The organism is Anaerovorax sp. IOR16, from assembly GCF_017168145.1.
GTDB lineage: Bacteria > Bacillota > Clostridia > Peptostreptococcales > Anaerovoracaceae > IOR16.
The window spans coordinates 29,081-54,887 of sequence record NZ_JADQTL010000012.1 but is presented as its reverse complement, the minus strand read 5'-3'; the positions used below and the strand labels follow the sequence as shown (position 1 = coordinate 54,887).

25 protein-coding genes and 1 pseudogene are annotated in these 25,807 nt (G+C 37.2%); 18 read left to right on the top strand and 8 right to left on the bottom strand.

Annotated features, from left to right (window positions below):
* Window positions 1-2: 2 nt before the first annotated feature.
* Genes I2490_RS15705 through I2490_RS15635 form a run of 15 tightly spaced genes read left to right on the top strand, consistent with a single transcriptional unit; the run spans window position 3 to window position 12,244 of the window.
* A complete protein-coding gene (locus I2490_RS15705; RefSeq protein ID WP_206460699.1) occupies window positions 3-671 on the top strand; it encodes a propanediol/glycerol family dehydratase medium subunit in 669 nt (222 codons plus the stop codon).
* A gap of 11 nt (window positions 672-682) precedes the next feature.
* The gene (locus I2490_RS15700; protein ID WP_206460698.1) at window positions 683-1,195 is read left to right on the top strand and encodes a diol dehydratase small subunit; all 513 of its coding nucleotides are present in this window, start codon (window positions 683-685) and stop codon (window positions 1,193-1,195) included.
* 26 nt (window positions 1,196-1,221) lie between these two features.
* Window positions 1,222-3,039 carry a diol dehydratase reactivase subunit alpha gene (locus I2490_RS15695; protein WP_206460697.1) on the top strand — a complete coding sequence of 606 codons (1,818 nt, stop codon included), beginning with the start codon at window positions 1,222-1,224 and terminating at the stop codon, window positions 3,037-3,039.
* Window positions 3,040-3,041: 2 nt separating this feature from the next.
* Window positions 3,042-3,404: a glycerol dehydratase reactivase beta/small subunit family protein gene (locus I2490_RS15690; protein ID WP_206460696.1), complete on the top strand. Its 363-nt coding sequence runs from the start codon at window positions 3,042-3,044 to the stop codon at window positions 3,402-3,404.
* Window positions 3,405-3,440: 36 nt separating this feature from the next.
* The gene (locus I2490_RS16940) at window positions 3,441-4,058 is read left to right on the top strand and encodes a BMC domain-containing protein (RefSeq protein ID WP_206460695.1); all 618 of its coding nucleotides are present in this window, start codon (window positions 3,441-3,443) and stop codon (window positions 4,056-4,058) included.
* Between the two features lie 55 nt (window positions 4,059-4,113).
* Window positions 4,114-4,392 carry a BMC domain-containing protein gene (locus I2490_RS15680; RefSeq protein WP_330634716.1) on the top strand — a complete coding sequence of 93 codons (279 nt, stop codon included), beginning with the start codon at window positions 4,114-4,116 and terminating at the stop codon, window positions 4,390-4,392.
* 16 nt (window positions 4,393-4,408) lie between these two features.
* Window positions 4,409-5,059, top strand: coding sequence for a phosphate propanoyltransferase (gene pduL, locus I2490_RS15675; protein ID WP_206460693.1), 651 nt, complete (start codon window positions 4,409-4,411; stop codon window positions 5,057-5,059).
* Window positions 5,060-5,067: 8 nt separating this feature from the next.
* Window positions 5,068-5,895, top strand: coding sequence for an ethanolamine utilization protein EutJ (eutJ, locus tag I2490_RS15670; protein WP_206460692.1), 828 nt, complete (start codon window positions 5,068-5,070; stop codon window positions 5,893-5,895).
* An 11-nt stretch (window positions 5,896-5,906) separates the two neighbouring features.
* Window positions 5,907-6,713, top strand: coding sequence for a flavoprotein (locus I2490_RS15665; protein WP_206460691.1), 807 nt, complete (start codon window positions 5,907-5,909; stop codon window positions 6,711-6,713).
* Between the two features lie 13 nt (window positions 6,714-6,726).
* Window positions 6,727-6,996: a EutN/CcmL family microcompartment protein gene (locus I2490_RS15660; protein ID WP_206460690.1), complete on the top strand. Its 270-nt coding sequence runs from the start codon at window positions 6,727-6,729 to the stop codon at window positions 6,994-6,996.
* A gap of 11 nt (window positions 6,997-7,007) precedes the next feature.
* Window positions 7,008-8,018: a cob(I)yrinic acid a,c-diamide adenosyltransferase gene (locus tag I2490_RS15655; protein WP_206460689.1), complete on the top strand. Its 1,011-nt coding sequence runs from the start codon at window positions 7,008-7,010 to the stop codon at window positions 8,016-8,018.
* Between the two features lies 1 nt (window position 8,019).
* The gene (locus I2490_RS15650; RefSeq protein ID WP_206460688.1) at window positions 8,020-9,426 is read left to right on the top strand and encodes an aldehyde dehydrogenase family protein; all 1,407 of its coding nucleotides are present in this window, start codon (window positions 8,020-8,022) and stop codon (window positions 9,424-9,426) included.
* Between the two features lie 13 nt (window positions 9,427-9,439).
* Window positions 9,440-10,765: an SLBB domain-containing protein gene (locus I2490_RS15645; protein WP_206460687.1), complete on the top strand. Its 1,326-nt coding sequence runs from the start codon at window positions 9,440-9,442 to the stop codon at window positions 10,763-10,765.
* Window positions 10,766-10,798: 33 nt separating this feature from the next.
* Complete coding sequence (locus tag I2490_RS15640) at window positions 10,799-11,671, top strand: hypothetical protein (protein WP_209010630.1); 873 nt, start codon at window positions 10,799-10,801, stop codon at window positions 11,669-11,671.
* A gap of 24 nt (window positions 11,672-11,695) precedes the next feature.
* Window positions 11,696-12,244: a BMC domain-containing protein gene (locus tag I2490_RS15635; protein ID WP_206460686.1), complete on the top strand. Its 549-nt coding sequence runs from the start codon at window positions 11,696-11,698 to the stop codon at window positions 12,242-12,244.
* Between the two features lie 152 nt (window positions 12,245-12,396).
* Here I2490_RS15635 and I2490_RS15630 read toward each other — a convergent pair.
* A pseudogene (locus I2490_RS15630) lies at window positions 12,397-13,760 on the bottom strand (IS1182 family transposase).
* 197 nt (window positions 13,761-13,957) lie between these two features.
* Entirely contained in the window at window positions 13,958-15,067 is a 1,110-nt protein-coding gene (rodA, locus tag I2490_RS15625; RefSeq protein ID WP_206460685.1) for a rod shape-determining protein RodA, read from the bottom strand.
* Between the two features lie 187 nt (window positions 15,068-15,254).
* Here rodA and rny point away from each other — a divergent pair, with 187 nt between their 5' ends.
* Window positions 15,255-16,802, top strand: coding sequence for a ribonuclease Y (rny, locus tag I2490_RS15620; protein ID WP_206460684.1), 1,548 nt, complete (start codon window positions 15,255-15,257; stop codon window positions 16,800-16,802).
* A gap of 196 nt (window positions 16,803-16,998) precedes the next feature.
* Here rny and I2490_RS15615 read toward each other — a convergent pair whose 3' ends face one another.
* The 6 genes from I2490_RS15615 to I2490_RS15590 form a co-directional block, all read right to left on the bottom strand.
* The gene (locus tag I2490_RS15615) at window positions 16,999-17,934 is read right to left on the bottom strand and encodes a 3-hydroxyacyl-CoA dehydrogenase family protein (RefSeq protein ID WP_206460683.1); all 936 of its coding nucleotides are present in this window, start codon (window positions 17,932-17,934) and stop codon (window positions 16,999-17,001) included.
* A gap of 24 nt (window positions 17,935-17,958) precedes the next feature.
* Entirely contained in the window at window positions 17,959-18,612 is a 654-nt protein-coding gene (locus I2490_RS15610) for a 3-oxoacid CoA-transferase subunit B (RefSeq protein ID WP_206460682.1), read from the bottom strand.
* Entirely contained in the window at window positions 18,600-19,268 is a 669-nt protein-coding gene (locus I2490_RS15605) for a CoA transferase subunit A (RefSeq protein WP_206460681.1), read from the bottom strand. The genes I2490_RS15610 and I2490_RS15605 overlap by 13 nt, the downstream gene beginning before the upstream one ends.
* A gap of 18 nt (window positions 19,269-19,286) precedes the next feature.
* Complete coding sequence (locus tag I2490_RS15600) at window positions 19,287-20,678, bottom strand: GntP family permease (protein WP_206460680.1); 1,392 nt, start codon at window positions 20,676-20,678, stop codon at window positions 19,287-19,289.
* 71 nt (window positions 20,679-20,749) lie between these two features.
* Entirely contained in the window at window positions 20,750-21,511 is a 762-nt protein-coding gene (locus I2490_RS15595; RefSeq protein ID WP_206460679.1) for a 3-hydroxybutyrate dehydrogenase, read from the bottom strand.
* A gap of 308 nt (window positions 21,512-21,819) precedes the next feature.
* Window positions 21,820-23,202: a sigma-54 interaction domain-containing protein gene (locus I2490_RS15590; RefSeq protein WP_206460678.1), complete on the bottom strand. Its 1,383-nt coding sequence runs from the start codon at window positions 23,200-23,202 to the stop codon at window positions 21,820-21,822.
* A gap of 199 nt (window positions 23,203-23,401) precedes the next feature.
* Here I2490_RS15590 and I2490_RS15585 point away from each other — a divergent pair, with 199 nt between their 5' ends.
* Both I2490_RS15585 and thiI read left to right on the top strand, forming a co-directional pair.
* Window positions 23,402-24,568 (top strand): cysteine desulfurase family protein, encoded by a 1,167-nt coding sequence (locus I2490_RS15585; protein WP_206460677.1) that lies wholly within the window; start codon window positions 23,402-23,404, stop codon window positions 24,566-24,568.
* Window positions 24,569-24,579: 11 nt separating this feature from the next.
* A complete protein-coding gene (thiI, locus tag I2490_RS15580) occupies window positions 24,580-25,791 on the top strand; it encodes a tRNA uracil 4-sulfurtransferase ThiI (RefSeq protein WP_206460676.1) in 1,212 nt (403 codons plus the stop codon).
* Window positions 25,792-25,807 lie beyond the last annotated feature (16 nt).

Sequence of the window (25,807 nt, the reverse complement as noted above, 5' to 3'; positions counted from 1 at the left end):
GTATGGCACTTGATGAAAAAATATTAAAAAATATCATTGAAGATGTCTTAAAGGAAATGAATTTAGATTCTATACCAAAGAAAGAAAGTATGACGTCGATATCAGAAGCTGCAAACCCAGATAGTAAACTAGTAGTTACTGAAGTAGGGGATGTTGAAAAAGGAACATTGCCAAATGAGGTCGTAATTGGTGTCGCCGCAGCTTTTGGAGTACATCAAACAAAGACGATTACTGGTATCCCGCATGATAAGGTTATTAAGGAAATTATTGCAGGGATTGAAGAGGAAGGCGTGAAATATAGAGTTGTAAAAGTTTACAGAACATCTGATGTATCGTTTGTTGCGCATGATTCTGCAAAGATTAGTGGTTCCGGAATCGGCATAGGCATTCAGTCAAAGGGTACAACTGTCATTCATCAGAAGGATTTGTTCCCACTTGCCAATCTTGAACTTTTCTCGCAGGCACCACTTATTGATCTTGATACATACAGAAAAATAGGAAAAAATGCAGCAAAATATGCAAAGGGTGAGTCTCCTGCACCGGTTCCTGTTAAAAATGACCAAATGGCAAGACCGAAATATCAAGCAATAGCTGCGCTTCTTCATATCAAAGAAACGGAACACGTCGATATGAATAAAAAGCCACAATTGCTAAAAGTAGATTTCAAATAGGAGGGTGAAACATGAATCAGGAACTATTGATGAAACAAATAGTAGAAGAAGTTATGAAAGCTATGTCAGGTAATTCATCAATCACAACCAAAGATGATAATTGCAAACTGCAAAAGATTACTGCTGATAATTATCCATTGGGAGATAAAATGGCAGATAATATTTTTACACCGACAGGGAAAAAACTTTCCGATATGACTCTTCAGCAAGTATTAGATGGTCAATTGACAGCGGAAGATATGAGAATTTCACCTGAGACATTAGAACTACAAGCTCAGGTTGCAGAATCTGTAGACAGAGATGCTCTTGCCGCTAATCTTAGAAGAGCTGCCGAACTGATTGCGGTACCTGATGATAGACTTCTTGAAATATACAATGCACTCAGACCTTATCGCTCAACTAAGGAAGAGCTTTATGAGATCGCAGAGGAATTAGAAAAAACTTATGGCTGTTCCATTAATGCAACATTTGTTAAAGAAGCAGCAGAAGTATATAGCAAAAGAGGTAGATTAAGAAGAGATTAATTAGTATTAGATGGATGGAGGGCCTTATGAAAATTATTGCGGGCATAGATATAGGAAATGCTACTACAGAAACAGCGATTGGAAAAATTATGAATAATAAAGTTGAATTTCTTGGTAGTAGTATTGTTTCTACAACCGGAATAAAAGGAACCTCAGCTAATATTAGTGGATTGTTTAAATCACTTACAAAAGCCTTGGAACAATCGGGATTGAGTTTGGATGATCTGGATGAAATTAGGGTCAATGAAGCAGCTCCGGTCATCGGAGATGTAGCCATGGAAACCATTACAGAAACGATTATTACAGAATCAACTATGATTGGTCATAATCCCGGAACACCCGGAGGGATTGGTGTAGGAGTTGGTGAGACGATATTGCTAACCGATTTAGACAACGTAGAAGAAGATAAAAACTATATAGTTGTGATTCCGACTTCTGTAGATTTTGAAATTGCTGCAGAAGCAATAAACAAATTGTCTGAGAAGAAAAATATTACAGCTGCTATTGCTAAAAAAGACGACGGAGTCTTAATCAACAATAGATTAAAGAAAAAATTACCTATTGTTGATGAGGTTGAACTCATTGATAAAGTTCCACTTGGAATGCTATGTGCAGTTGAAGTCGCCGGTGTAGGCGGTGTTGTGGAAGTTTTATCAAACCCATATGGAATAGCAACGATGTTTGGTTTAAGCTCTGAGGAAACAAAACAAGTAGTACCGATAGCGAGGGCTTTGATTGGTAATCGATCTGCTGTAGTTATTAAAACACCTAAGGGCGATATAAAGGAAAAGAAAATTCCGGCTGGAGCTATAGAAATCATGAGTAGTTCAAAATCATTCAAAGTGAATGTGGATGAAGGCTCTGAAAAAATTATGGATTCGGTAAATGCAGCCTTAGATATTGAGGACGTAAAAGGTGAACCAGGGACAAATGCGGGTGGTATGCTCGAAAGAGTACGTCAGGTTATGTCAAAATTAACTGGACAGCATCCAAAGGAAATAAAAATCCGTGATTTGCTTGCTGTTGATACTTATACGCCTCAAAAAGTACAAGGTGGCTTAGCAAACGAATTTTCCCAAGAAAGCGCTGTAGGAATCGCAGCGATGGTAAAAGCAAATAAGCTGCAGATGGAGCTCATTGCGACTGAACTTACAGAAAAAATAAAGGTTCCTGTTCAGGTAGGGGGCGTTGAGGCGGATATGGCGATTCTAGGTGCTCTTACAACTCCAGGAACGAACAAGCCACTTGCAATATTGGATATGGGAGCGGGATCAACCGATGCTTCTATTATTACTCCAAGTGGAGCAATCAAATCCATTCATTTAGCAGGAGCCGGTAATATGGTAACCATGTTGATTCAGTCGGAGTTGGGATTAAAGGACTTTAATATGGCTGAGGATATAAAAAAGTATCCTCTTGCAAAAGTCGAAAGCTTATTTCATATCAGACATGAGAATGGAACAGTGGAATTTTTCGAAAAACCTTTAGATGCAAATGCATTTGCTAAGGTCGTAATTTTAAAAGATGGTGAAATGATACCGCTTGAAGGAGATTACTCCATAGAAAAAATTAAATTAATAAGAAAGACTGCAAAGGAAAAGGTTTTTGTGACGAATGCAATCAGAGCACTCAGAAAAGTTAGTCCTACAAGTAATGTAAGAGACATCCAATTTGTAGTTCTGGTTGGAGGTTCTGCTTTGGATTTTGAAATACCTCAGCTTGTAACCAATGCTCTTGCACAATACAGAGTTGTTTCAGGGCGAGCAAATATCAGAGGTGTTGAAGGACCAAGGAATGCAGTTGCTACAGGCTTGGTTTTGTCTGTAGTAGAGAAAGATGGTTAATTATGTTGTTAAATGAAGAGTCAAAACCGACAATTATTATTCATGCAAATAAGGATTTTGGTGGTGGAGATATCCTTAATCAGATATGCTACGGCATTGAAGAGGAAGGAATTCCTTATGAAGTAATACTGGTAGGGGAATGCAGTAATCATGTCAAAATGGCATACGATGCTTGTCAACAATCAAGACTTGGAGTTGGAATAGGAGTATCAGATGGATATGTGGCTTTACACTATGAAAAATTAAGAGAAGATTCACCCTTATTCAATGTTTCAACACACGAAGGTATTGAGAAGATTAGAGCAATCGGACAAAACAGCGCTCGATTAGTAAAAAGAATGCCATTTAATATATTTCATGAATAAGTAAACTGCAGGTTTGTATGAGGAGGTGAGTTTGTAATGCTGAAAAGCCTTGGTTTAATTGAAGCGATCGGTTTAACAGCGGCTATTACAGCAGCTGATGCAGCAGTAAAATCTGCCAATGTTACATTAGTAGGGTATGAATTGGTGAAAGGCTCTGGAAGAACTGTAATTAAGGTAGAAGGCGATGTCGGTGCTGTAAAGGCAGCTATAGAAGCAGCCAGTGCAGCTGCGTTAACGGTTGGAAGAGTAGCTGGAGTAAAAGTGATTGCCAGACCATCCGATGGTCTTGAATCTATGATACGAAATCGTCAGACGGTTGGTTATCATCTTGCTCCTGTTCTTCACAAGAAAGAAACTGTCTCTTTGGATAAGCCGGCTGAAATTCAAGCTTCTCAAGCTAAATCAGAGATTCTAAGCGATTCTGAAGTCAGCCAGCTAGAGAATTTAACTGATTCCAATGGAAATTTGTTGGGAAATAAGGAAACAAATTCCAATAAAATTTTAGAGAATGAGGATTCGAAAGAAATAATTGCAGAACAAAAAAATCCGGAAAGGAAACTTTCGAATAAAGAAGAGAATAAAAAATCAGAAACAAAACCAAAGAGCTCACAAAAAAAGACCACCAAGAAAAGTGGGACAAAAGTGACTAAATAAAATTTAATCTAATAGTTTATTTGTTAAATAAAAAAATGTTTAATAGGAGGATTTTATTATGAACGAAGCATTAGGAATGATTGAAACAAAAGGTTTAGTAGGTGCGATTGAAGCAGCAGATGCTATGACAAAGTCTGCTAACGTTAAGTTAATTGGATATGAAAAGATCGGTTCTGGATTGGTTACTGTTATGGTTCGAGGAGATGTCGGAGCTGTTAAGGCAGCCGTTGATGCTGGCGCATGTGCAGCTGCTAAAGTTGGAGAAATCGTATCTCAGCACGTTATTCCAAGACCTCATACAGATGTTGAAAACCTTCTTCCGAAGGCACTTTAAGTAATTGGAGTCAATCATGAGTACCTTGAATATAACCAATGAAGAAGAATTAGTAAGGGTAGTTACAAAATTGGTCATTGAGGCACTCTCTAACAAGAGCATAACGATTCCCGTAGGAGTATCCAATCGACATGTACATCTCTGTAGGAGCGATATGGATATTCTGTTCGGGAAAGGCTCACAGCTTACTAAAATAAAAGAATTGAGGCAGCCGGGACAGTTCGCAGCTGAAGAGATAGTGACTTTGATAGGTCCTAAAGGCCAATTTGAAAAAGTTAGAGTTTTAGGACCTTTAAGGGCACAAACTCAGGTAGAACTATCATTGAGTGATACTTATGCTCTTGGTGTGAAAGCACCGGTAAGAGAATCCGGTAAGTTAGAGGGTACACCCGGTATTGAGATCATTGGCCCGAAGGGTGGAATTATAAAATCCCAAGGGACGATTGTAGCATCTAGGCACATACATATGCCTCCTAGTGTTGCATCAAAGCTTGGATTAAAAGACAGAGATTTTGTTGACGTTGAGATTGGAACGGAGAGAGGAGCCATTTTAAAAAATGTTCTTCTCAGAGTTTCCGATCAAGATGCTTTGGAAATGCATCTTGATATGGATGAAGCCAATGCCGTTAATGTAAAAAATAATGAAAATGTTAGGATTATAAAATAGGTGATACTGTGGAATTTGATTTAACAAAATGCAATGAATTATTAGATGAATTTGCGAGGGTTGTTCGTAATAAAACCTTTAATCCCTATGTAGGAAAATTAAAGTGTGGTGTTGATTTAGGTACAGCAAATATCGTGTTATCTGTTGTAGACGAACAGAATAGACCCATTGCGGGGGCAATGCATAATTCCACAGTCGTAAGAGATGGTATTGTTGTTGATTATATTGGAGCTTGTAAAGCTGTTGAAATTTTAAAGTGCCAGGTTGAACAAATGCTGGGTGTCACTTTGCAAACAGCGGCTACAGCGATCCCACCGGGGATAATCGATGGTAATGTGAAGGTGATTGCAAACGTCGTAGAGGCTGCAGGCTTTCAAGTAACAAATATCATTGATGAACCTACCGCAGCAGCTACTGTCATTGGATTAAAGGATGGTGCAGTAGTTGATGTGGGAGGTGGGACAACCGGAATCAGTATACTGAAAGATGGTAAAGTCATTTATACAAATGATGAAGCAACCGGGGGAACGCATATGACTCTTGTACTTGCTGGATTCAACAAAAGTACCATTGAAGAAGCCGAATCTTTGAAAAAGGATCATTTTCAGGAAAAAGATATTTTTCCGGTTGTGAAGCCGGTCGTTGAAAAAATGGCATCCATCATTAAAAACTATATCGATGGGTTTGATGTAAAGCAAATTTATGTGGTTGGCGGTGCTTGTTGCTTCAGCGATTTTGAAAAGGTATTTGAGAAATTCATTGGTATTCCGACAGTAAAACCCATAGAACCTTTATTGGTTACGCCACTCGGAATAGCAATGAATAGTATCATTTAGATGGTGGTATTATGTCAAAAGAAAATTTAGAAAAAATAATTGAAGAGGTTCTTGTTGCATACATAGCTGAAAGAGTAATAGAAAAAATATCGAATCGGAATAAAAAAGCGCTGGTTGTTTTTACGGGCTCACCTATGAATTTTGATGAAGCTTTGAATCATTTATCTAAGTTGAGAGAAAAAGGATTCACCTTCCATGTTTTTCTATCAGACAGTGCCAAGTTTCTTTTAGATTTCACGAGAATTGAACAAAGATTGCATCCGATTTTCATTGATGATGATCGTTGTGGAATGCCCGAACTCCTTGTGAAGGAGTTTGAAACGGTAATCGTTCCGACAATGACTAGAAACACAGCGGCAAAAATAGCCTGTGGCATTGCAGATAGCCCTGCTTCTAGGTTTATATCAAATGCATTGATGAAAAGTAAAAAAGTAATTATTGCGATAGACGGATGCTGTCCGGATAATAACGAAAATATTAAAAATGGCTACAGAATGACCGAAACATTAAAAGTACAGTTAAGAGATAATATGAAAAAAATAGCCTCTTATGGAGCCTATCTAACGACTGTGGATCATTTGTATGATAGTACTGTAAGGAAAGTACTTCAAGAAAAGCCAACAAACAAGGAATTGGTTGAAAATACTGCAAGCGGTAAAGAAGCAGAGTATACAGTGCTTTCTAATAAAGTGATTGGAAACTCAGATATTTTAATTAATTCTGCATTCCCCAAAATAATCATAGGCAAAAATGCACTTGTAACCAAATTGGCAGAAGATACAGCTAAAAAAAATAAGATACAGTTAATTAGAGAATGAATAGGTGGTTAATATGTATTTAGCAAAAGTAGTCGGAACGGTTGTTTCGACACGAAAGGATGATAATTTGGTAGGAAACAAGATGTTGCTTATAAAAAAATTATCAGACGAAATGGAGGTAGTCGGCAGAACCGAAATCGCAGTCGATACCGTAGGAGCCGGTACTGGTGAAATCGTTATTATTTCAATGGGAAGTTCCGCTAAGTATGCCCTTGGAAATCCCAAATCACCGGTAGACGCGACCATTGTAGGTATTGTAGATTCTGTAGAATTAAATATATAGGATGTGATGTATTGGCAAACTTATATACAAAAATGGGTGATAAAGGTCAAACCGGCCTGGTTGGTGGGTCAAGAGTTTCGAAGGATAGCTCAAGGGTAAGATGCTACGGAACGATTGATGAAGCAAATTCTATGTTGGGATTTGCTTATTCATTAACAGAACACTCTTACATAAAGGAATGTATCAATTGCATACAAAAGAAGCTCTTTATACTTGGTGCAGAATTAGCTAGTGATGAAAAGGGGATAAATCTTTTAAAATCTAAAATTACTGCAAATGATGTAGCTGATTTAGAAAACATTGTTGATACATGTACGGAGAAGACTGGAAAACAGACGCAATTTGTAGTTCCCGGAATCAATAGTGCATCAGCGACAATGCATGTTGCAAGAACAATCATACGAAGAAGTGAAAGAGTGATTATTACTGCTGCACGTGAAGAAAAAATCAGAGAAGTTTTGATTCAGTATGTGAATCGATTATCAGATGCAATCTATGCATTGGCAAGGCTTGAAGAAACTTATGCAAAAGAAGCAGAAATGAGAGTGAAGGTTGAAAAGCTAGTAAGAGAGACTATGAAGAAAGCTGGAATTATAAAGGATACCAAAGAAAATAAAGCTTACAATCTGCAAACGATAAAACGGATGGCGCAGTATGCAGAGGAAAAAGCGAAAGAGAAGAATGTGCCAATTGTGTTTTCGGCAGTTGATTCGGGAGGTAATTTAATCTTACTTCACAGGATGGAAGAGTCTCTTTTAGTCAGCATTCAGGTTTCAGTAAATAAGGCATATACGGCAAACGCATTAAAAATGCCTACCAACGAATTGGCGGATTTGGTATTGCCAGGTTCGGAATTCTATGGACTTCAAAATCTTGATTGTGGAAAAATTATTACGTTTGGAGGAGGAGTTCCATGCATTATAGATGAGAAGGTGGTAGGCGCTATCGGTGTCAGTGGTGGCAGTGCACAAGAAGATACCGCAATTGCACAATTTGCTTTAAATCAAGTCTTAGGAGGTTAGTATGAATATAGACGTAAAAATGGTAGAGGAATTAGTTAAAAAAGTAATCGATAGTGTAGGTGAAAATGACTCGATACGAAATGATGACTATTGTTATGGAATTTTTGAAAATATGAGTGATGCTGTGGAAGCTGCTGCAATTGCTCAAAAAAAGTATTTGAACTGCAAAATGTCTGATAGAGCAAATTATGTAGAAGTCATTCGTAATGTAGTACTTAAAAAAGAAAATTTAGAATTGATTTCTCAGATGACCGTGGAAGAGACCGGCATGGGAATGTATGAACATAAACTAGTTAAGAATACATTGGCAGCTAAAAAATCTCCGGGAATTGAAGATTTAACTACGGAAGCGATGACAGGAGATGATGGATTGACGATTGTCGAGTATTCACCGTTTGGAGTAATCGGTGCGATTGCACCGACAACAAATCCAACTGAAACGATTATTTGTAATTCAATCGGAATGCTTGCAGCAGGAAATTCTGTAGTATTTAGTCCACATCCAAGAGCAAAAAATGTATCTTTAACATTGATTAAATTGATTAATAAAGGGTTAGAAAAAGCGGGTGCTCCAAAAAATTTAATTGTTACAGTAAAAGAGCCATCAATCGAAAATACGAACTTAATGATGGAAAATCCTAAAGTTAGAATGCTTGTTGCTACGGGTGGTCCAGCTATTGTAAAAACGGTATTGTCAAGCGGAAAAAAAGCCATCGGTGCTGGTGCTGGTAATCCGCCGGTTGTAGTAGATGAGACCGCTGACATTGAAAAAGCAGCAGACGATATTGTAAAAGGATGCAGCTTTGATAACAATCTTCCTTGTATTGCGGAAAAGGAAGTACTCGCAGTTGATTCTATAGCCGATTATCTGATCTTTAATATGAAAAAATCAGGTGCCTATGAAGTAAAAGATTCAACTGTAATAAGGAAATTAGAAGAGTTGGTTATCAATGAAAAGGGTGGACCAAAAACAAGTTTCGTTGGCAAAAGTGCAAAGCATATTCTTTCAGAGGTTGGAATTGAAGTTGGGTCGGAAATAAAAGTAATAATAATGGAAACTTCTATTCAACATCCCTTTGTACAAACGGAATTAATGATGCCGATTCTGCCAATTGTACGTGTGAAGGATGTTGATGAGGCTATCGATCTTGCAATTGAAGTAGAGCACGGGAATAGACATACTGCAATTATGCATTCAAAGAATGTCGATAAACTGACGAAGATGGCGAAACTGATTCAAACCACTATCTTTGTCAAGAATGGGCCGTCTTATGCCGGCATTGGAGTTGGTGGAGAGGGCTATACCACATTTACTATTGCAGGTCCAACCGGTGAAGGTCTTACATCTGCAAAATCTTTCGCAAGAAAGAGAAGATGTGTCCTTGTTGGTGGATTGGATGTACGGTAAATGAGGTGGTAGCATGGAAAAAAGTTTAACAGCTTTAGTAGAACAAGCAGGTATAGTAGGTGCAGGAGGTGCTGGATTTCCCAGTCATGTAAAATACAATGCAAAAGCCGAATATGTCATTATAAACGGAGCAGAATGCGAGCCTCTTTTAAGAGTGGATCAACAGTTAATGGCTTATGAAGCAAACAAGATTCTGCAAGCATTGCAGCTGATTGTCGATCATGTTGGAGCAAGAGCTGGTTACATTGCATTGAAAAGAAAATATCATGATGCGGAAGAGGCTTTCTATAAACATATAAATAATTATCCAAAATGCAAACTTCATTTTTTGGATAACTTCTATCCTGCCGGTGACGAGCAAGTCATTGTATATGAAGTGACAAAAAGAATTGTACCTGAAGGTGGATTGCCATTAAACGTTGGTGTAATCGTATTAAATGTTGAGACTGCTCTTAATGTTTATAAAGCATACATAGATAAAATGCCTGTAACAGAGAAATATTTAACGGTTACCGGTGAGGTATCAAATCAAATAACTGTAAAAGTACCGTTGGGAATTACGGTAAAAGAAGCAATTGATTTAGCTGGAGGAGCAACAGTAAATGACTATAAGGTCATTAATGGCGGTCCGATGATGGGGAAATTAATTTCTACCGAGGATGTGATTACAAAGACGGTAAAAGGATTGATTGTATTGCCTGAAAACCATTCTTTGATAACCAGTTTAACAAAGGATGTTTCTAGTATGATGAGAGAAGCCAAAACCGCTTGTATGCATTGTAGTCTTTGTACAGAAGTATGTCCGAGAGGTTTGTTGGGCCATAGAATTGAACCGCATAAATTGATACGAATTCCGAGTTACGGAAACGTATGTGACTCAAACACAAATGCGATAAATGCTTTTTTGTGTTGTGGATGTCGTTTATGTGAATATGCTTGCATACAAAATTTGCAACCTTGGAAAATGAATGCAATTCTCAAGAATGAATTATTAAATCAAGGTATACGAAATAATCTGAATTTACAGCCTGATAAAGCAGCAATGTTTCGAGAGTATAAAAAATATCCTGTAAATAAACTGATTTCGAAACTAGGGCTAACCAAATATGATAAGCCTGCACCTATGATTGTTTCAGAAAAGACTTTTAACAAGGTAACACTTCCTTTAAGACAGCATGTTGGTGCTACATCTGATCCAGTTATAAAGGAAGGCGACACCGTAAATAAAGGTGATTTAATTGCAAAGATTTCTGAAGGAAAGTTAGGAAGTAATATCCATGCTAGTATTTCCGGTACGGTTATATCGGTAACATCCGAAAATATTAGAATTCAAATGTAGTGAAATAAATTTGAGAGAAGGAAGGAACAGCTTATGGATAATTTACAATGGTTACTGGTTATAGCAGCTTTTGGCGGAGGAGTAATTGGTGCATATATCGGTGCACTTCCGGCATTTATTTTAACAGGTATAATTGCGATAGCAGGAGGAACTGCTACATTGGCTGGAGCAGCTGATTTAACAGTTGGATATGTAGCATTTGGTGCATATTTGGGACCTCATGTTGCGTTTGCGGGAGGAGTTGCTGCAGCGGGCTATGCATATAAAACAAAGCAATTAAAGAGTGGAACCGATATCCTGTCTTCTTTATATGGAACCGGGGATCCTATGACTTTGATTGTAGGTGGTATCTTTGGTCTGATAGGTATGATTATTTTTCAACTTTTGGCAGCAGTCAATTTTCCATCGGATTTACCGGGAACTACCGTTGTAATTCTTGCAGTTGTAACACGTTTGATGTTTGGAACAAGCGGAATTATAGGAAAATATGAGGGAGAAGGAAAAAGAGAGTTTTATACTGGAGGAAAAGGTTTTTTCTGTAATGTTGTACTTGGATTGGGAATTGGAGTAACGATTTCTTTTATTGCACAGCAAATGGTTAATACAGGTGTCGATGAAACTGTTATGGGTGCCTTTCCGGTTGTTTGCTTTGGTATTGCAGCAACCTCTTTAATCTTTACTCAGACAGGCTTTGCATGTCCTGCAACTCATCATATTGCATATCCTGCAGCTTGTGCTGCCGTATGGTCCGGAAATCCGGTTATGGGAATTATTTTTGGAATTCTAGGCTCTGTTATTGGTGATTTTATTGCAAAAACCTTTAATAGTCATTGTGATACACACATTGACCCTCCTGCAACAACAATTATGATTTTATTATTTGTCATTACAATCGTATTCGTTTAAATATTATGAAAGTAGAGGTGGCCCATGGGACAATCATTAGGATTATTGGAATTAAAAAGCATTCCCGTAGGTATAGAAACGGCTGACGAAATGCTTAAGGCTGCGCATGTTGATTTGCTGTTGGCTACACCGATTTGTCCTGGAAAGTATGTAATTATCATATCCGGTAATGTTGGTGCTGTAAAAAGTTCGATGAATGCAGGGATTCTTAAAGCAGATATCTTTTTAGTGGGTAATCATATTATAAATAATGTAAGTGAATCATTGCCTGCTGCAATTTTAGGAACTTCGGAAGTAGCAACTATTTCCGCACTTGGTATTATTGAGACGATATCCGCATTAACGGCTGTGAAAGCTGGAGATATTGCGGCAAAAGCTTCCAATGTTCAGTTAATCGAAGTCAGAATAGCAAGAGGTCTTGGCGGAAAAGGTTTTCTGATATTTACAGGTGAGATATCTTCAGTAAATTCTGCTGTCAATTCTTGCTTGAATGAATTAAAAGAAACGGGAGAGATTACAAGTTATAGTGTGATTTCTTCACCGCATAAGGATTTAATGAAGAGCATTTTATAGTACTAAATACATAAAAACGCCAACCACTTTATGGTTGGCGTTTCAGACTGTAGACAAAATACCTTGCTAAATTTATATTCTTATAATTTCTGCAAGGTATTTTCTATTTTTTCTATAAAGCTTTTAAAAAAAGAAAAAATAAAAGGATATCTCTATGCCATTTGATTCCTTCTTTCAGATTTATGAATCCATGTTGCTAGTTTTTTTAGATTCATGGACGCAAAAAGAAGATTCAGTTCCATTTCTATCTTCTGAATCCCTCGATATTGTGTATAACGCATATTATGTTTTTCTTTTGCATCTGCAAAGACTCGCTCAATGGTTTGACTCCGTAGTTTGTAAAGATCTCGATACTTTGGAGTATGACGAATGTCCTCACATTGCTCTATGTAGTTTTCCCATATATGACGTGTGACTACTTTTACATGGTCCTTACTTGCTGTGCATTCTGATAAGGAAGGGCAACTCTTGCAAATTTCTCCTTTACTCTTATATTCCCGATACCCTTCTCTATTTGTTGTAGTATAGTTTAACACTTGGTTTTCTGGGCATACAAAGCAATCATAGTATTCATCATAAGCATATTCGTGTTTTTTAAAATAACCATTTTTTGTCATAGGTCGTTTGTATGGTAGGATAGGAATTCGTTTATCTTTGAGTATTTCTCTAGCAATTGCAGGTGTTTTATATCCGGAATCCATTACAATATTTTTTACACCTTTATATCTTTTTACTTTTTCATAAATCTTTGGGAATGCAACTGAGTCATGTACATTTCCTGGATTTGTATGAAAAGCAAGTATGTAATTGTTTCGATCGCAAGCTACATTTGCAGCATAAGCAAATACTACCTTATGCTTTCCTTTATGAAATACACCGCAATCCGGATCTACGGTACTTTTCTTGATTACTTTTGTCTTTTCTTTGGCTTCCGTTTTTTTTTACAAGCTTGTTTTCCTCGTTCAATGCGATCTTCGTTAATTTCTTTCATTAGTTCTTTTTCATAGTATTTAACGGATTCCAAAACGGTTTCTTTTTCACTGTTATGGTTATTTGCACTTGCTTTAATATGTGTACCGTCAATGAAAATGCTTTCTGAATTAATGAATTCATATTCCATAATTTCAGCAATGACTCTTTGAAAGATTTGTTCGAATAAGTCAGTATTTTGAAACCGACGAGAGTAGTTTTTACCAAAGGTAGAAAAGTGAGGAATTTCTTCCTCTAAACTATAACCAAGATACCATCGATAAGCTACATTCGTTTGAATTTCTTTAATGGTCTGCCTCATGGATCGAATACCAAAGGTATATTGAATGAGGGTAATTTTAATTAAGACGACAGGGTCGATGCTTTCTTTTCCCACATCAGAATACAAATCTTTTACAAGGTCATAAATGAAAGAGAGATTAATCGCAGTATCTATCTTACGAATAATATGATCTTGTGGAACAAGAGAATTCAAGGTTACCATTTGAAATTGATCACGACCTAATAAATCTTTCTTACCCATCATAAAGCAAATACCTCCATGTATTTATACATATATTTTACCATAAATACAATAAAATGTATTACATTATGTAAAAAAAACTGTAGGCAAAGATAGAGATATCCTTGTCTACAGTCTGAAACGCCAACCACTTTATGGTTGGCGTTTTTTTACGTAATGGTTTAAACAAGGATTCCTTAAAATTAATTAAGGGAATTATGTTAAAAATTAATCAGTTTACTTCGCATTCCAACATTTAGAACGAGTCCAAGCGCAACCATGTTAGTTACAATAGAGCTGCCTCCATAGCTGATAAAAGGAAGTGTAATACCTGTAACCGGCATAAGCCCCATTGTCATTCCGATGTTTTCAAAGATTTGAAAGGTAAACATTGCAAAAATTCCGGTTACAATAAGGGCGCCATATAAATCCTTGGCATTGTCAATAATTCGCATAATACGATAAAGGAACAACGTATAAAGTGCAATTACAAAACCTCCTCCAAGCATTCCAAGTTCTTCAACGATTACTGAAAAGATAAAATCTGATTTTTGGACGGGTAAAAATTTTAATTCCTTTTGTGTTCCTTGAAACAATCCTTTTCCTAAAAAACCACCAGAACCAATGGCAATTTTTGATTGCCATACTTGATAATTTCCCGGAAGTGATAAATCTGATGGATTTAAAAATGCATCAATTCTGATTTTTTGATGTTCCTTCATAAGGAAATAAGCAATCGGCATGGAAGCAGCAACGCCGCCTAATACTTTTGCATAGAGTTTCCCCTCGACTCCGGCAGAAAAGATCATAATTGCTGCAATCACACAAAAAACCAATACATTTCCAAGATCAGGCTGTATCAAAATAAGGAATAAGAAGGGAGCTGCATACATTCCACACCGAACCAGTCCTTTAAATGAAAATAATTCTTCTTTATGGCGACACAAAAAATGTGCAAACATAAGAATGAAACTTATTTTTACAAGTTCGGCAGGCTGTACATTGATAGGCCCAAAGTCAAGCCATCCTCTAGCTCCTTTTTGAGAACTTCCCAGCCCGGGAATATATACACAAAGTAATAGCACAATGGAAGCAATATAGAATATTTTTTCGAATTTTTTAAATATGCTATAGTCAAAAAATAGTATAACTCCAATTGCAAAGATACCAAGCAGATAGGCAATTAATTGTATTTGCATATCTCTGCTAAAGATAAAGTGGTCTGCATAAGCAGTGCTTCCTATCATTGTAACGCTGATTGCTGCAAAAAAGAACGGAATAATCAGCAGTGTCTTATCAATATTTTTAAGTAGATTTATAAAATAGTTCATGGATTAAAACCCTCGTTTTCTTGACATTTTCTTGACATTCGTATACAAAACATTATAATATATATAGTGTGATTATATCAATATTTAATTATGTAATGCGGAATATTTAGTAAAATAAGTAATGAAAAAAAATGCATTGGCGCAGTGTGTTTTTAAATGAAAAGTAATGCGCGGAAAGATGAGGTGCATGATTATTAACCCAATTATTGTTGTGATAATTGGAATACTCGCCTTAGCTTTCGGACTTTTAGTTGGATATATATTCAGAAAAAATGTTGGTGAGCGAGCCATTGGCAGTGCCGAACAAAAAGCAAGGAATATGATCCTCGATGCGGAAAACAAATCTGAAACCATTAAAAAGGAAATTGCGTTGGAAGCAAAAGAAGAAGCTCATCGTATGAGAAGCGAAGTGGAGCGTGAGGTTCGAGAGAGAAGAGCAGAGATCCAAAGATCCGAAAAAAGACTAATTCAAAAAGAAGAATCCATCGATCGCAAGGTCGAAAATATTGAGAAAAAAGAAGAAAGCATTACACGCAAAGAGCAAATATTAATAGACAAAGAACATGAATTGGACAGCTTTATTACTAAGCAGATTGAAGAATTAGAGCGAATTTCTGGTTATACAGTGGATGAAGCAAAGCAATTGCTATTATCTAATGTTGAAAAGGAAGTTCGTTATGAGGCATCTCTTTTAATTAAAGACATCGAGTCTAAGGCTAAGGAAGAAGGCGAAAAGAGAGCCAAGGAAGTCATTACTGGAGCCATCCAAAGATGTGCTGCAGATCATGTGGCAGAAACAACAGTTTCTGTTGTACCACTTCCAAATGATGAAATGAAAGGAAGAATTATCGGTAGAGAAGGTCGAAATATTCGTGCCATTGAAACTCTTACCGGAATTGATTTAATTATCGATGATACTCCGGAAGCAGTCATCCTTTCCGGTTTTGATCCTGTCAGACGTGAAATCGCTCGTTTGTCTTTAGAAAAACTGATTGTAGATGGCCGCATACATCCTGCAAGAATTGAGGAAATGGTTGAGAAAGCAGAACGTGAAGTCAATAATATTATAAAGGAAGAAGGCGAAGCCGCAACCTTTGCAGTTGGAATTCACAATTTGCATCCGGAATTGATTAAGCTTTTAGGCCGCTTAAAATATCGCACAAGTTATGGACAAAATGTATTGAAGCATTCGATTGAAGTTGCACACTTAGCTGGATTGATGGCTGGTGAACTTGGAATGGATGTGAAATTAGCAAAGCGTGCTGGATTACTTCACGACATCGGTAAAGCGGTTGATCATGAAGTAGAAGGAACGCATGTAGATATCGGTATCGATTTGTTGAAGAAGTATAAAGAATCTGAAGCTGTTATTAATGGTATGGCTGCACATCATGGGGACTATGAACCTAAGAGTATGGAAGCCATCTTGATTGCAGCAGCGGATGCGCTTTCTGCTGCAAGACCAGGTGCAAGAAGAGAAACACTCGATACATACATCAAACGATTGCAAAAATTAGAGGAGATTGCGAACACCACACCTGGTGTAGACAAATCCTTTGCGATTCAAGCTGGACGTGAGATTCGTATTATTGCAAAGCCGGATGAGATGTCAGATGATTCGATTGTGTTCTTAGCTAGAGAAATTAGTAAAAAGATTGAAAGTGAATTGGAATACCCTGGACAAATCAAAGTAAATGTTATTAGGGAAACCAGAGCAATTGATTACGCGAAATAATTGATTAATAATGAAAATAAAGCCCACTGCTTGCACAGTGGGTTTTTTTTATATACTAGGAAATAATGATAGATTTTTATAGTATATAACAGAAAGTGGAGGGTGAGGGAAGGTACGTATTTTAATTGAATCTATAAAAAACCGCAAACGATTGTTTGCGGTTTTTTGGTTTAGTTTACTTTAACTTTTTTATAGATTACTTATCATATAAGCATTTTGATAGCTTTGTAAACATCATATCGCGATATTTGATAGCTTCTTCGTCTTTACCCTCGGAGTAGTCATAAAAACCTGCACCGTTTTTAACACCATAATGGTTGTTATCAAAACATTCTTTCAGCAATCCAAAACTATCATCTGCATTGCATAGGTCTGCAAACAGATAAGATGAAATGTTATGGAAGATATCAAGACCACCTAAATCAGCTACTTGGAATGGTCCCAGGCAAGCATAACGAAGTCCCAGGCCATATTTCATAACATCATCAATACCTTCAGTGGAAGCAATTCCTTGCTCTGCAATGTGAAGACATTCTCTCATAATAGCAAATTGAATTCGATTTAATACAAATCCAGGAGCGTCTTTTACGATTACCGGTTTCTTTTCAACTTTAATTGCTAGGTCATAAACAACCTTCGCATTTTCTTCCGTTGTTTTTTCACCTTTAATAACTTCAATCAGTGGAATGATATGTGGAGGATTGATCCAGTGCATACCAGCAAATCTTTCAGGATTTTTTACTACCTCAGCAATTTTTGTAATGCTTAGGCCAGAGGTATTGCTACATAGAACAGCATCCTCTGGAACAATTGAAGAGACTTCTTCCCAGAATTTATGTTTTATATCCAGTTTTTCAAGGATTGCTTCAACAACAAAGTCAGCATTACTGAAACAATTGACATCCGATGAATATTGGATTCTGGATAAAAGCTTGTCGGATTCTTCTTGTGTTACAATTCCTTCGGAAACTTCTGTTTGTTGATTTAAAGCAATCAAATTCTTTGCTTTTTCTAATGCTTGTGGGAAGATGTCGTAAAGAACGACATCATATCCATATTTTGCAAAGGTTTCTCCCATAGAAGACCCCATGGTTCCGGCACCTGCAATCATAATATTTTTAATTTCTCGCATGTTTTCCTCCTTGATCGATCTTCACTAATCTTCCATTGCTTTTAGATTTGGGCTGATGATTAATTCTGCTTCTGTTGCTGCTTGAACCTGCTCAATGGTATAATCAGGGTGAAGTTCGGTTAATACAAGTCCTTCTGATGTAACTTCTATTACACCCATTTCAGTTACGATTTCGTTAACAACACCAACTGCAGTTAATGGTAAGGTACATTTTTTGAGTATTTTAGGAGATCCTTTTGCGGTATGTGTCATCGCAATAATTACTCTTTTTGCACCAACTACAAGATCCATTGCACCGCCCATGCCTGGCACCATTTTTCCGGGAACAATCCAGTTTGCAAGATTGCCTTTTTCATCAACTTCTAAAGCACCAAGAATAGAAGCATCTACGTGCTTGCCTCGAATGATACCAAAGGATGTTGCACTATCGAAAAACATGCCACCCGGTAAAATTGTAACATATTGTCCTCCGGCATTAACTAAATAAGTATCCTCTTCTCCAGCATCCGGTGCAGGACCAAGACCAAGAAATCCATTTTCGGAGTGTACCGTTACATCAACACCTTCTGGAAGATAGTTTGCAACTAGCGTTGGAAGTCCGATTCCTAAGTTAAGAACATAGCCATCTTTAATTTCTTTAGCAACTCTTTTTGCAATGCGTTCTTTTATATCTGCCATGGTTTTTCACCTCCTACAATGTAATCAACAAAGATTCCAGGTGTCACCACATCGTCAGGATCAATGTCACCAGTCTTTACAATTTCCTCAGTTCCTATAATGACGTGCTCTGCTGCAGATGCCATCAAAGGATTAAAGTTCCTTGTTGTCTTTGTATAAATACTATTTCCAAATTCGTCGCATTTAAATGCACGAATTAATGCAAAATCTGCTTTCAATGGAAGTTCCAATAGATAGTCAACGCCATTTACGGTTAACGTTTCTTTACCATCTGCAACCATGGTACCAACTCCGGTCGGAGTTAATATTCCTCCAAGACCAAATCCGCCTGCACGTATTTTTTCTGCAAGAGAACCTTGCGGCACTAATTCTAATTCAAGCGTTCCCGCATTTTTTTGTTCTGCAACGATCTTCGTCATTCCAACGTGAGAAGCAATTAATTTTTTTACCATATTTGCTTCAAGCAGCTTGCAGATTCCACGTCCGGGGAGACCGCCGTCGTTCCCGATTATGGTCAAATTTTTCACACCTTTTTTTACCAAGGCATCAATTAAATTTTCTGGTGTTCCCGTTCCGAGAAAACCGCCTATCATAATGACGGCACCATCTTGAATGGCATCAACGGCTTGGGAAGCAGTTGTGATCTTTTGTTTCATGAAAATACCTCTTTTCTTTTAAACAATACCCATAGAGCCAAGAATGATAATAGCAACACAGGAGATTGCAGGAATAACTACAGTACACATACCAATGTTTGCATAGCATTCTTTGTGAGTCATACCAGTTACGTTTAATAGTGTAATTACTGCACCATTATGAGGAAGTGTATCAAGTCCGCCGCATGCAACGGAAGCGACACGGTGAAGAACTTCCGGACTGATACCAATTGCAGATGCTTTTTCAATAAACTGTTCTGAGAATGTTGCCAAAGCGATACTTAAACCACCGGAAGCAGATCCAGTAATACCGGCAAGTACGGAGGAAGAAATAGCTTCGCCAACCAATGGATTATCTGAAATACTTAACATACCGGCAGCAACTAAGCTGAATCCGGCTAACGTTTTAATTACGTTACCGTAACCTACCTCAGAAGCGGTATTCATAACGGCTAAGAAAGAACCTTGAACACCGTCTTTTAGACACTCAACAACACCTTTATCAAAACGTTTATAGTTAAATACAATAACAAGAGCAATGCCTAAAACTAAAGCCAGAATCAAACTCCAAGTTCCAGATACGGCTTTAAAAGTAGTTGCATAGTCTGTTTCAAGATAAGTAGAATCCATACTAGGTAATACCCACTTGGAGAAAACAAAATTTGCTACAATAACAACTACAATTGGAAGGATAGAAGTTGTAAAGGAAGGTAAATGTGCAGCATCCATTACCTGAAGATTTTCATTTTTATGATCTCCATAACCTTCGCCGGCAGCCTTCGCTTTTTTCTCAACACGAGTTAACCAGAACATACCGCCGAAAAGCATAATGCAAGCAGCAACAATACCTAGTATAGGTGCAGCAAATGCATCTGTTCCAAAGTAAGACATTGGAATTGCATTTTGGATTTGAGGTGTTCCTGGGATTGCTGTCATTGTAAAGGTGAAGGCACCGAGCGCAATAGCAGGAGGAAGAATTCTTTTTGGAATATCAGCTTCTCTGAATAACGCAGCACCGATTGGATAGATTGCAAATGCAGCAACAAATAGGGAAACACCACCGTAAGTAATAACTGCGCAAGATAAAACGACTGCCCAGATTTCTTTTCCTTTTCCAATTTTTGTTGTAATGAATTCTGCGATTGCGTTAGCAGAACCGGAAACGTCCATTACTTTGCCAAATACAGCACCAAGTAAGAACATAGGGAAATATGCTTTAATATAGCCTGCTAAAGCCGGCATAAATTTTTCTGTATACGTAGCTAAAAGATGGAAACTTCCGCCATCAAATAAAGCAAATGAAGCAGCTAAGCACGCTAATACAGGGGCAATTAAGATTACAGACCAACCTCTATATGCGAGGTACATTAATAAGAAAAGAGAAATAATAATACCAATAACACCTATCATACATACGCCTCCTTAAATAACTCAATGAAATTTGTTTTAACTTTGGTGAATTTGTTTCATTGCAGGGGGAATCAACCAGCTGTCCAACCACCATCGATGGTTAATGCGGAGCCAGTAATATTGTTTCCTGCATCAGAGCAGAGGAATTTTACAACTTCTGCAACCGTTGATGGTTCAAGAAGTGTTTTGACTGCTGCTTTTTGAAGCATAATTTTGCTGACAACTTCTTCTTTTGAAATTCCATGATTTTCTGCTTGCGCAGCAATTTGGTTGTCAACTAAAGGGGTACGCACATAAGCCGGACAAATGGAGTTAACAGTAATTCCACAAGCACCGCCTTCTAAAGCAGCTGTTTTTGTCAAACCGGTCAAGCCATGCTTTGCAGAGACGTAAGCCGACTTGAATTCGGAAGCAACCAAACCGTGAATTGAATTCAAATTAATGATACGACCCCAATTCTGCTCTTTCATAGATGGCCATACATACTTTGTTAGTAAGAATGGCGCTGTTAGCATAAGTGAAATCATAAAATCCCATTTGTCTTCCGGGAATTCTTCAATTGGAGAAACGGTTTGAATACCTGCAACATTGACTAAAATATCAACTTTCCCATATTTTTCCAGGGTAAAATCAACCAATGCTTTGCAGGATTCTCGTTTACTAAGATCGGCGGCATAATAGAGTTGGTTAAATTTATCAGCCGACTCCTTTAGCTTTTCCTCGTTGACATCTGCCATGACAACACTAACTCCAGATTGGGATAACATTTCTGCTACAGAAAATCCAATTCCACTTGCAGCACCTGTAACAATAGCTACTTTTTTGTTTAACATATCACATACACTCCTTTTTTTCTTTACTCATAATAAGAAAACTGTGTAAGGCCTTACGCAATTATACTACTGCAAAGAACATGCCATATTTAACGTAAAAAAGCCAAACCCAGTAATTGCAAAGGGTTTGACTTTTTTATAATTCTAAGAAATTATTATTTAATAGGGGATCTGTGAAAACAGTTGTTATTTTGTAAACATTTCCGTACAAATTGAAAAATATGGAAGGATAGGTGTAAGGAATTCCGTACATAATCAACAAAACAGCGTACGGAATTCCGGATAATTTTTAAATATACAATATTTTATTATTCAAAATTAATATTATACTTTTCTAATTTTTCATAGAGACTGGTGCGACTAATTCCGAGTTTTTTTGCAACAACTGCTTTTTTACCATTGTTTTGCATCATGGCATTCACAATGGTCAAGCGTTCTGTTTCTTCTAAAATACTTTTGAGCGTTTTACTGATTTCATCACATGGAATTCCTGTTAATTTATTATGAAGATGTTTTGTTTTTATTATAAGATCATCATCAATAAAGTTAATGGCACGTTCTAATATATTTTCAAGCTCACGAACATTACCCGGCCAGTCATAACGTTTTAAGTATTCCATCGCACGACTGGAAATACCTTGTACTAGGACCCCTTCTTTTTGTGAAAGTTTTTCAATTAAAGCATTGACTAAAAGAGGGATATCTTCTCTTCGTTCACGTAATGGTGGGATAGTTATGCTTATAACATTCAATCGATAAAATAAATCGGATCGGAATTGTTCTTGTTCAATCATTTCATAGAGATTTTTATTTGTTGCGGCAAGGATGCGTACATCAATCTTTTCTTTTACGTGAGAGCCGATTTTTTGAATTTCTTTATCCTGAAGAACACGAAGCAGTTTAACTTGCATCTGCATTGGAAGGTCACCGATTTCATCTAAAAATAAAGTTCCTCTATGTGCAGCCTGAAAGAGACCGGAACGTCCGCCTTTTTTTGCGCCGGTAAAGGATCCTTCTTCATATCCAAAGAGTTCGGACTCTAAAAGATTCTCAGGAATCGAAGCGCAATTAAGACAAATTAATGGTTGTTGACTTCGTTTGCTTGCATTATGAATGGCATGAGCAAAGAGTTCTTTTCCGGTTCCACTTTCTCCAAAAATTAAAACATTGGAATTATTTTTTGCAATTTTAATAATTGTTTCTTTTAGGGCAGTCATTGTCTCACCGTTTCCGATTAAATCATTAACGGTGTATTTGGCAGCATTGATTTTACCAAATTTATTTTTGTATAGATAAAGTTCTTGTTCTATTTCATAGATTCTCGAATATAACCCATGAAGTTCTTTTAGGTTTTTAAATAAAACTCTCCCAAAAACACCGATTACTTCACCATCTTTGATAATCGGTACACGTGTAGCAATCATATTTTGCCCGTTAATGTGCTGCATTTGTGCAATTTCAGGTTTTCGTGTTTTTAAAACAATGTGCAATCTTGTATTTTCAATTACATCACACACGTGCTTTCCGATCGCTTCATCTTTTTTTACTTTTAGAAATTCAGCGTATGAGTCACTAAGCATTTCTATGATGCCTTCTTTATTTATGACTACAATCGCTTCATTCGTGGCATTAAGAATTAAATCGAGCAAAATGCCTTCATTCATTTCCCTAAAACTGCTTTTTTCAATCATGGTATTCCTCTCACCGTCAATTGAAAAAACGAATTCTGCGACCCTTTTATCGCATACCTTTTTCAGCTTGATTGACGTTTCTAAATTCTACCTTCATTTTAATTGAAATAAAATGCAATGTCAATTTTTCATCTCACTTGCAGTTTCAATAAAAAACGGGGTATAATAAATAGAAAAATCCGAAGTGAAAGGTATAGAAATGTTTGTATATTTAGATAACAGTGCTACAACAAAGCCATATGATAAAGTAACCGAAACCATGGCAGACTGTATGAAAAATTGTTTTGGAAATCCATCGTCTCTGCATCGCCTGGGTATTGCGGCAGAAAAAGAAATGAAAGCTGCAAGAAAAGCTGTTGCAAATGTTTTGCATGTAAAAGAAGAAGAGATTTATTTTACTTCTGGCGGAACTGAAAGTGATAATACGGCAATCTTTGGTGCAGCTCAGGCTAGAAAACGAAAAGGGAAAAAGATAATCACCTCAAAAATTGAGCATCCGGCTGTTTTAGAGGCGTGTCGTTATTTAGAGCAAAAAGAAGGATTTCATGTTGTTTATATTGGTGTTGATCAAAATGGAAAACTCAATCTAGAACAATTGGCAGATGAAATGAATGAGGAAACCATTTTGGTTACCATTATGCATGTAAATAATGAGTTGGGAACAATACAGCCAATTTCCGAAATTGGTACTTTGAAACGAGAAAACACCTTATTTCATACAGATGCTGTTCAATCCTTTGGTAAAGAAAGACTAAATTTAGACAGTAGCTTTATTGATTTACTTTCTTTAAGCGGTCATAAGATTCATGGGCCGAAAGGAATTGGTGCGTTGTATGTAAATCGCGAGATACACATTCCGCCGTTTGTTTATGGAGGTGGACAAGAGAAGGGTTTTCGTTCAGGTACAGAAAATGTGCCTGCGATTGTCGGTCTTGGTAGTGCATCACAGATATCGCTTGATGATTTCGAAAGGAAAAGAACTCATGTAATGCAAATTCGAAATCATTTACTTGAGGGAATCAAAGAGGCAATACCAAACATTCGAATTAATAGCCCCGAAGGTGATGGCTGTAGTCCGTATATTTTAAATATTAGTTTTTTGGGATGTCGGGCTGAAGTACTATTGCATTCGTTAGAGCAAAAGGAAATTTATGTTTCAACCGGATCCGCTTGTTCTTCAAAAAAGAAGGGCAGTCATGTTTTAAGGGCAGTGGGTTTGTCAGATGAGGCAATGGAAGGTGCTGTTCGATTTAGTTTTAGCGAAGATAATACAATTGAACAAATGGACTATGTATTGGAAGAAATAAAAAAAGCGGTGGAAACGATGCGCAAGCTACGTGGTGCACTTGGAAGAAACCGAAGATAATAGGAGGAGTCATGTCAGAAGAAAGAAATACGTATATTGTACGCTGTGGAGAAGTTGCGTTAAAGGGAATGAACAAACCTTACTTTGAACGAATGTTGGTTGATCGAATTCGAAAAGTAATGAAAAAATTTCAGAACATCGAAGTACGGAGAGAGGAAGGCCTTATCTTTGTAAAGACTCCGATTGATTTAAACAAAGATATTGTTACAAGAGAAATATCCAGAGTGTTTGGTGTGGCTTCGATTAGTCCTGCTGTCGAAATTGATATTTCTGAGGGAGATGCAGAAGAAGTCTTAGATAAGATTGGACAGGCTGCTGTTTCTTATATGCTTGGACTCATCGAAGAAAAGGGAGTTCAAACATTTAAGGTGGATGCAAAAAGAGCAAATAAGGCTTTCCCAATAGAATCTCCGCAAATCGGTCGAATTATTGGAGCAAAGATTTTAATTGGGTGCAAGGTTTTAAAGGTAGATGTTCACAATCCAGATTGTAAATTATTTGTTTCGGTAAGAAGAGAAAAGGCATACGTCTTTGAACAAAAGGTTTCCGGTTTCGGAGGTCTCCCTCTGGGAACCAATGGAAAGGGATTAGTATTGCTTTCCGGCGGAATCGATAGTCCGGTGGCTGCATTTATGATGGCTAAGAGAGGTATGATGATTGAAGCTATACATTTTCATTCTTATCCATATACCAGTGAAAGGGCATGGGATAAGGTTCAAGATTTAGCTCGCATTGTGGCCGGATACTGTGGAAGAATTCGAATTCATAGTATCAATTTATTACCAATTCAGGAAGAAATCGTACAACACTGTCCGGAAGAAGAAATTACAATTTTAGTACGACGTTTTATGATGCGTTTGGCTGAGGATGTTGCAAAGGAAACCGGATGTTTAATGTTAATAACGGGAGAAAACATTGGTCAAGTTGCAAGTCAGACTGCTGAAGCTCTGGTTGTGACGGATGCATCCGTTCAGATGCCGGTAATGCGTCCTTTAATTGCTATGGATAAAGTAGATATTATGGATATTGCCAAGCAGATTGGTACCTATGAAACTTCAATTTTGCCATATGAGGATTGCTGTACGGTATTTTTGCCAAAGCATCCTGCGACAAAACCAAAGCTGGATAAAATTTTGGAATCAGAAAGCCATTTGGATGTGGAACAATTAATCAAGGCAGCATTGGAGAGTAAAGAAACGGTCATGATTTACGGAGAAGAGTAGATCGCTGAAAGAAAAG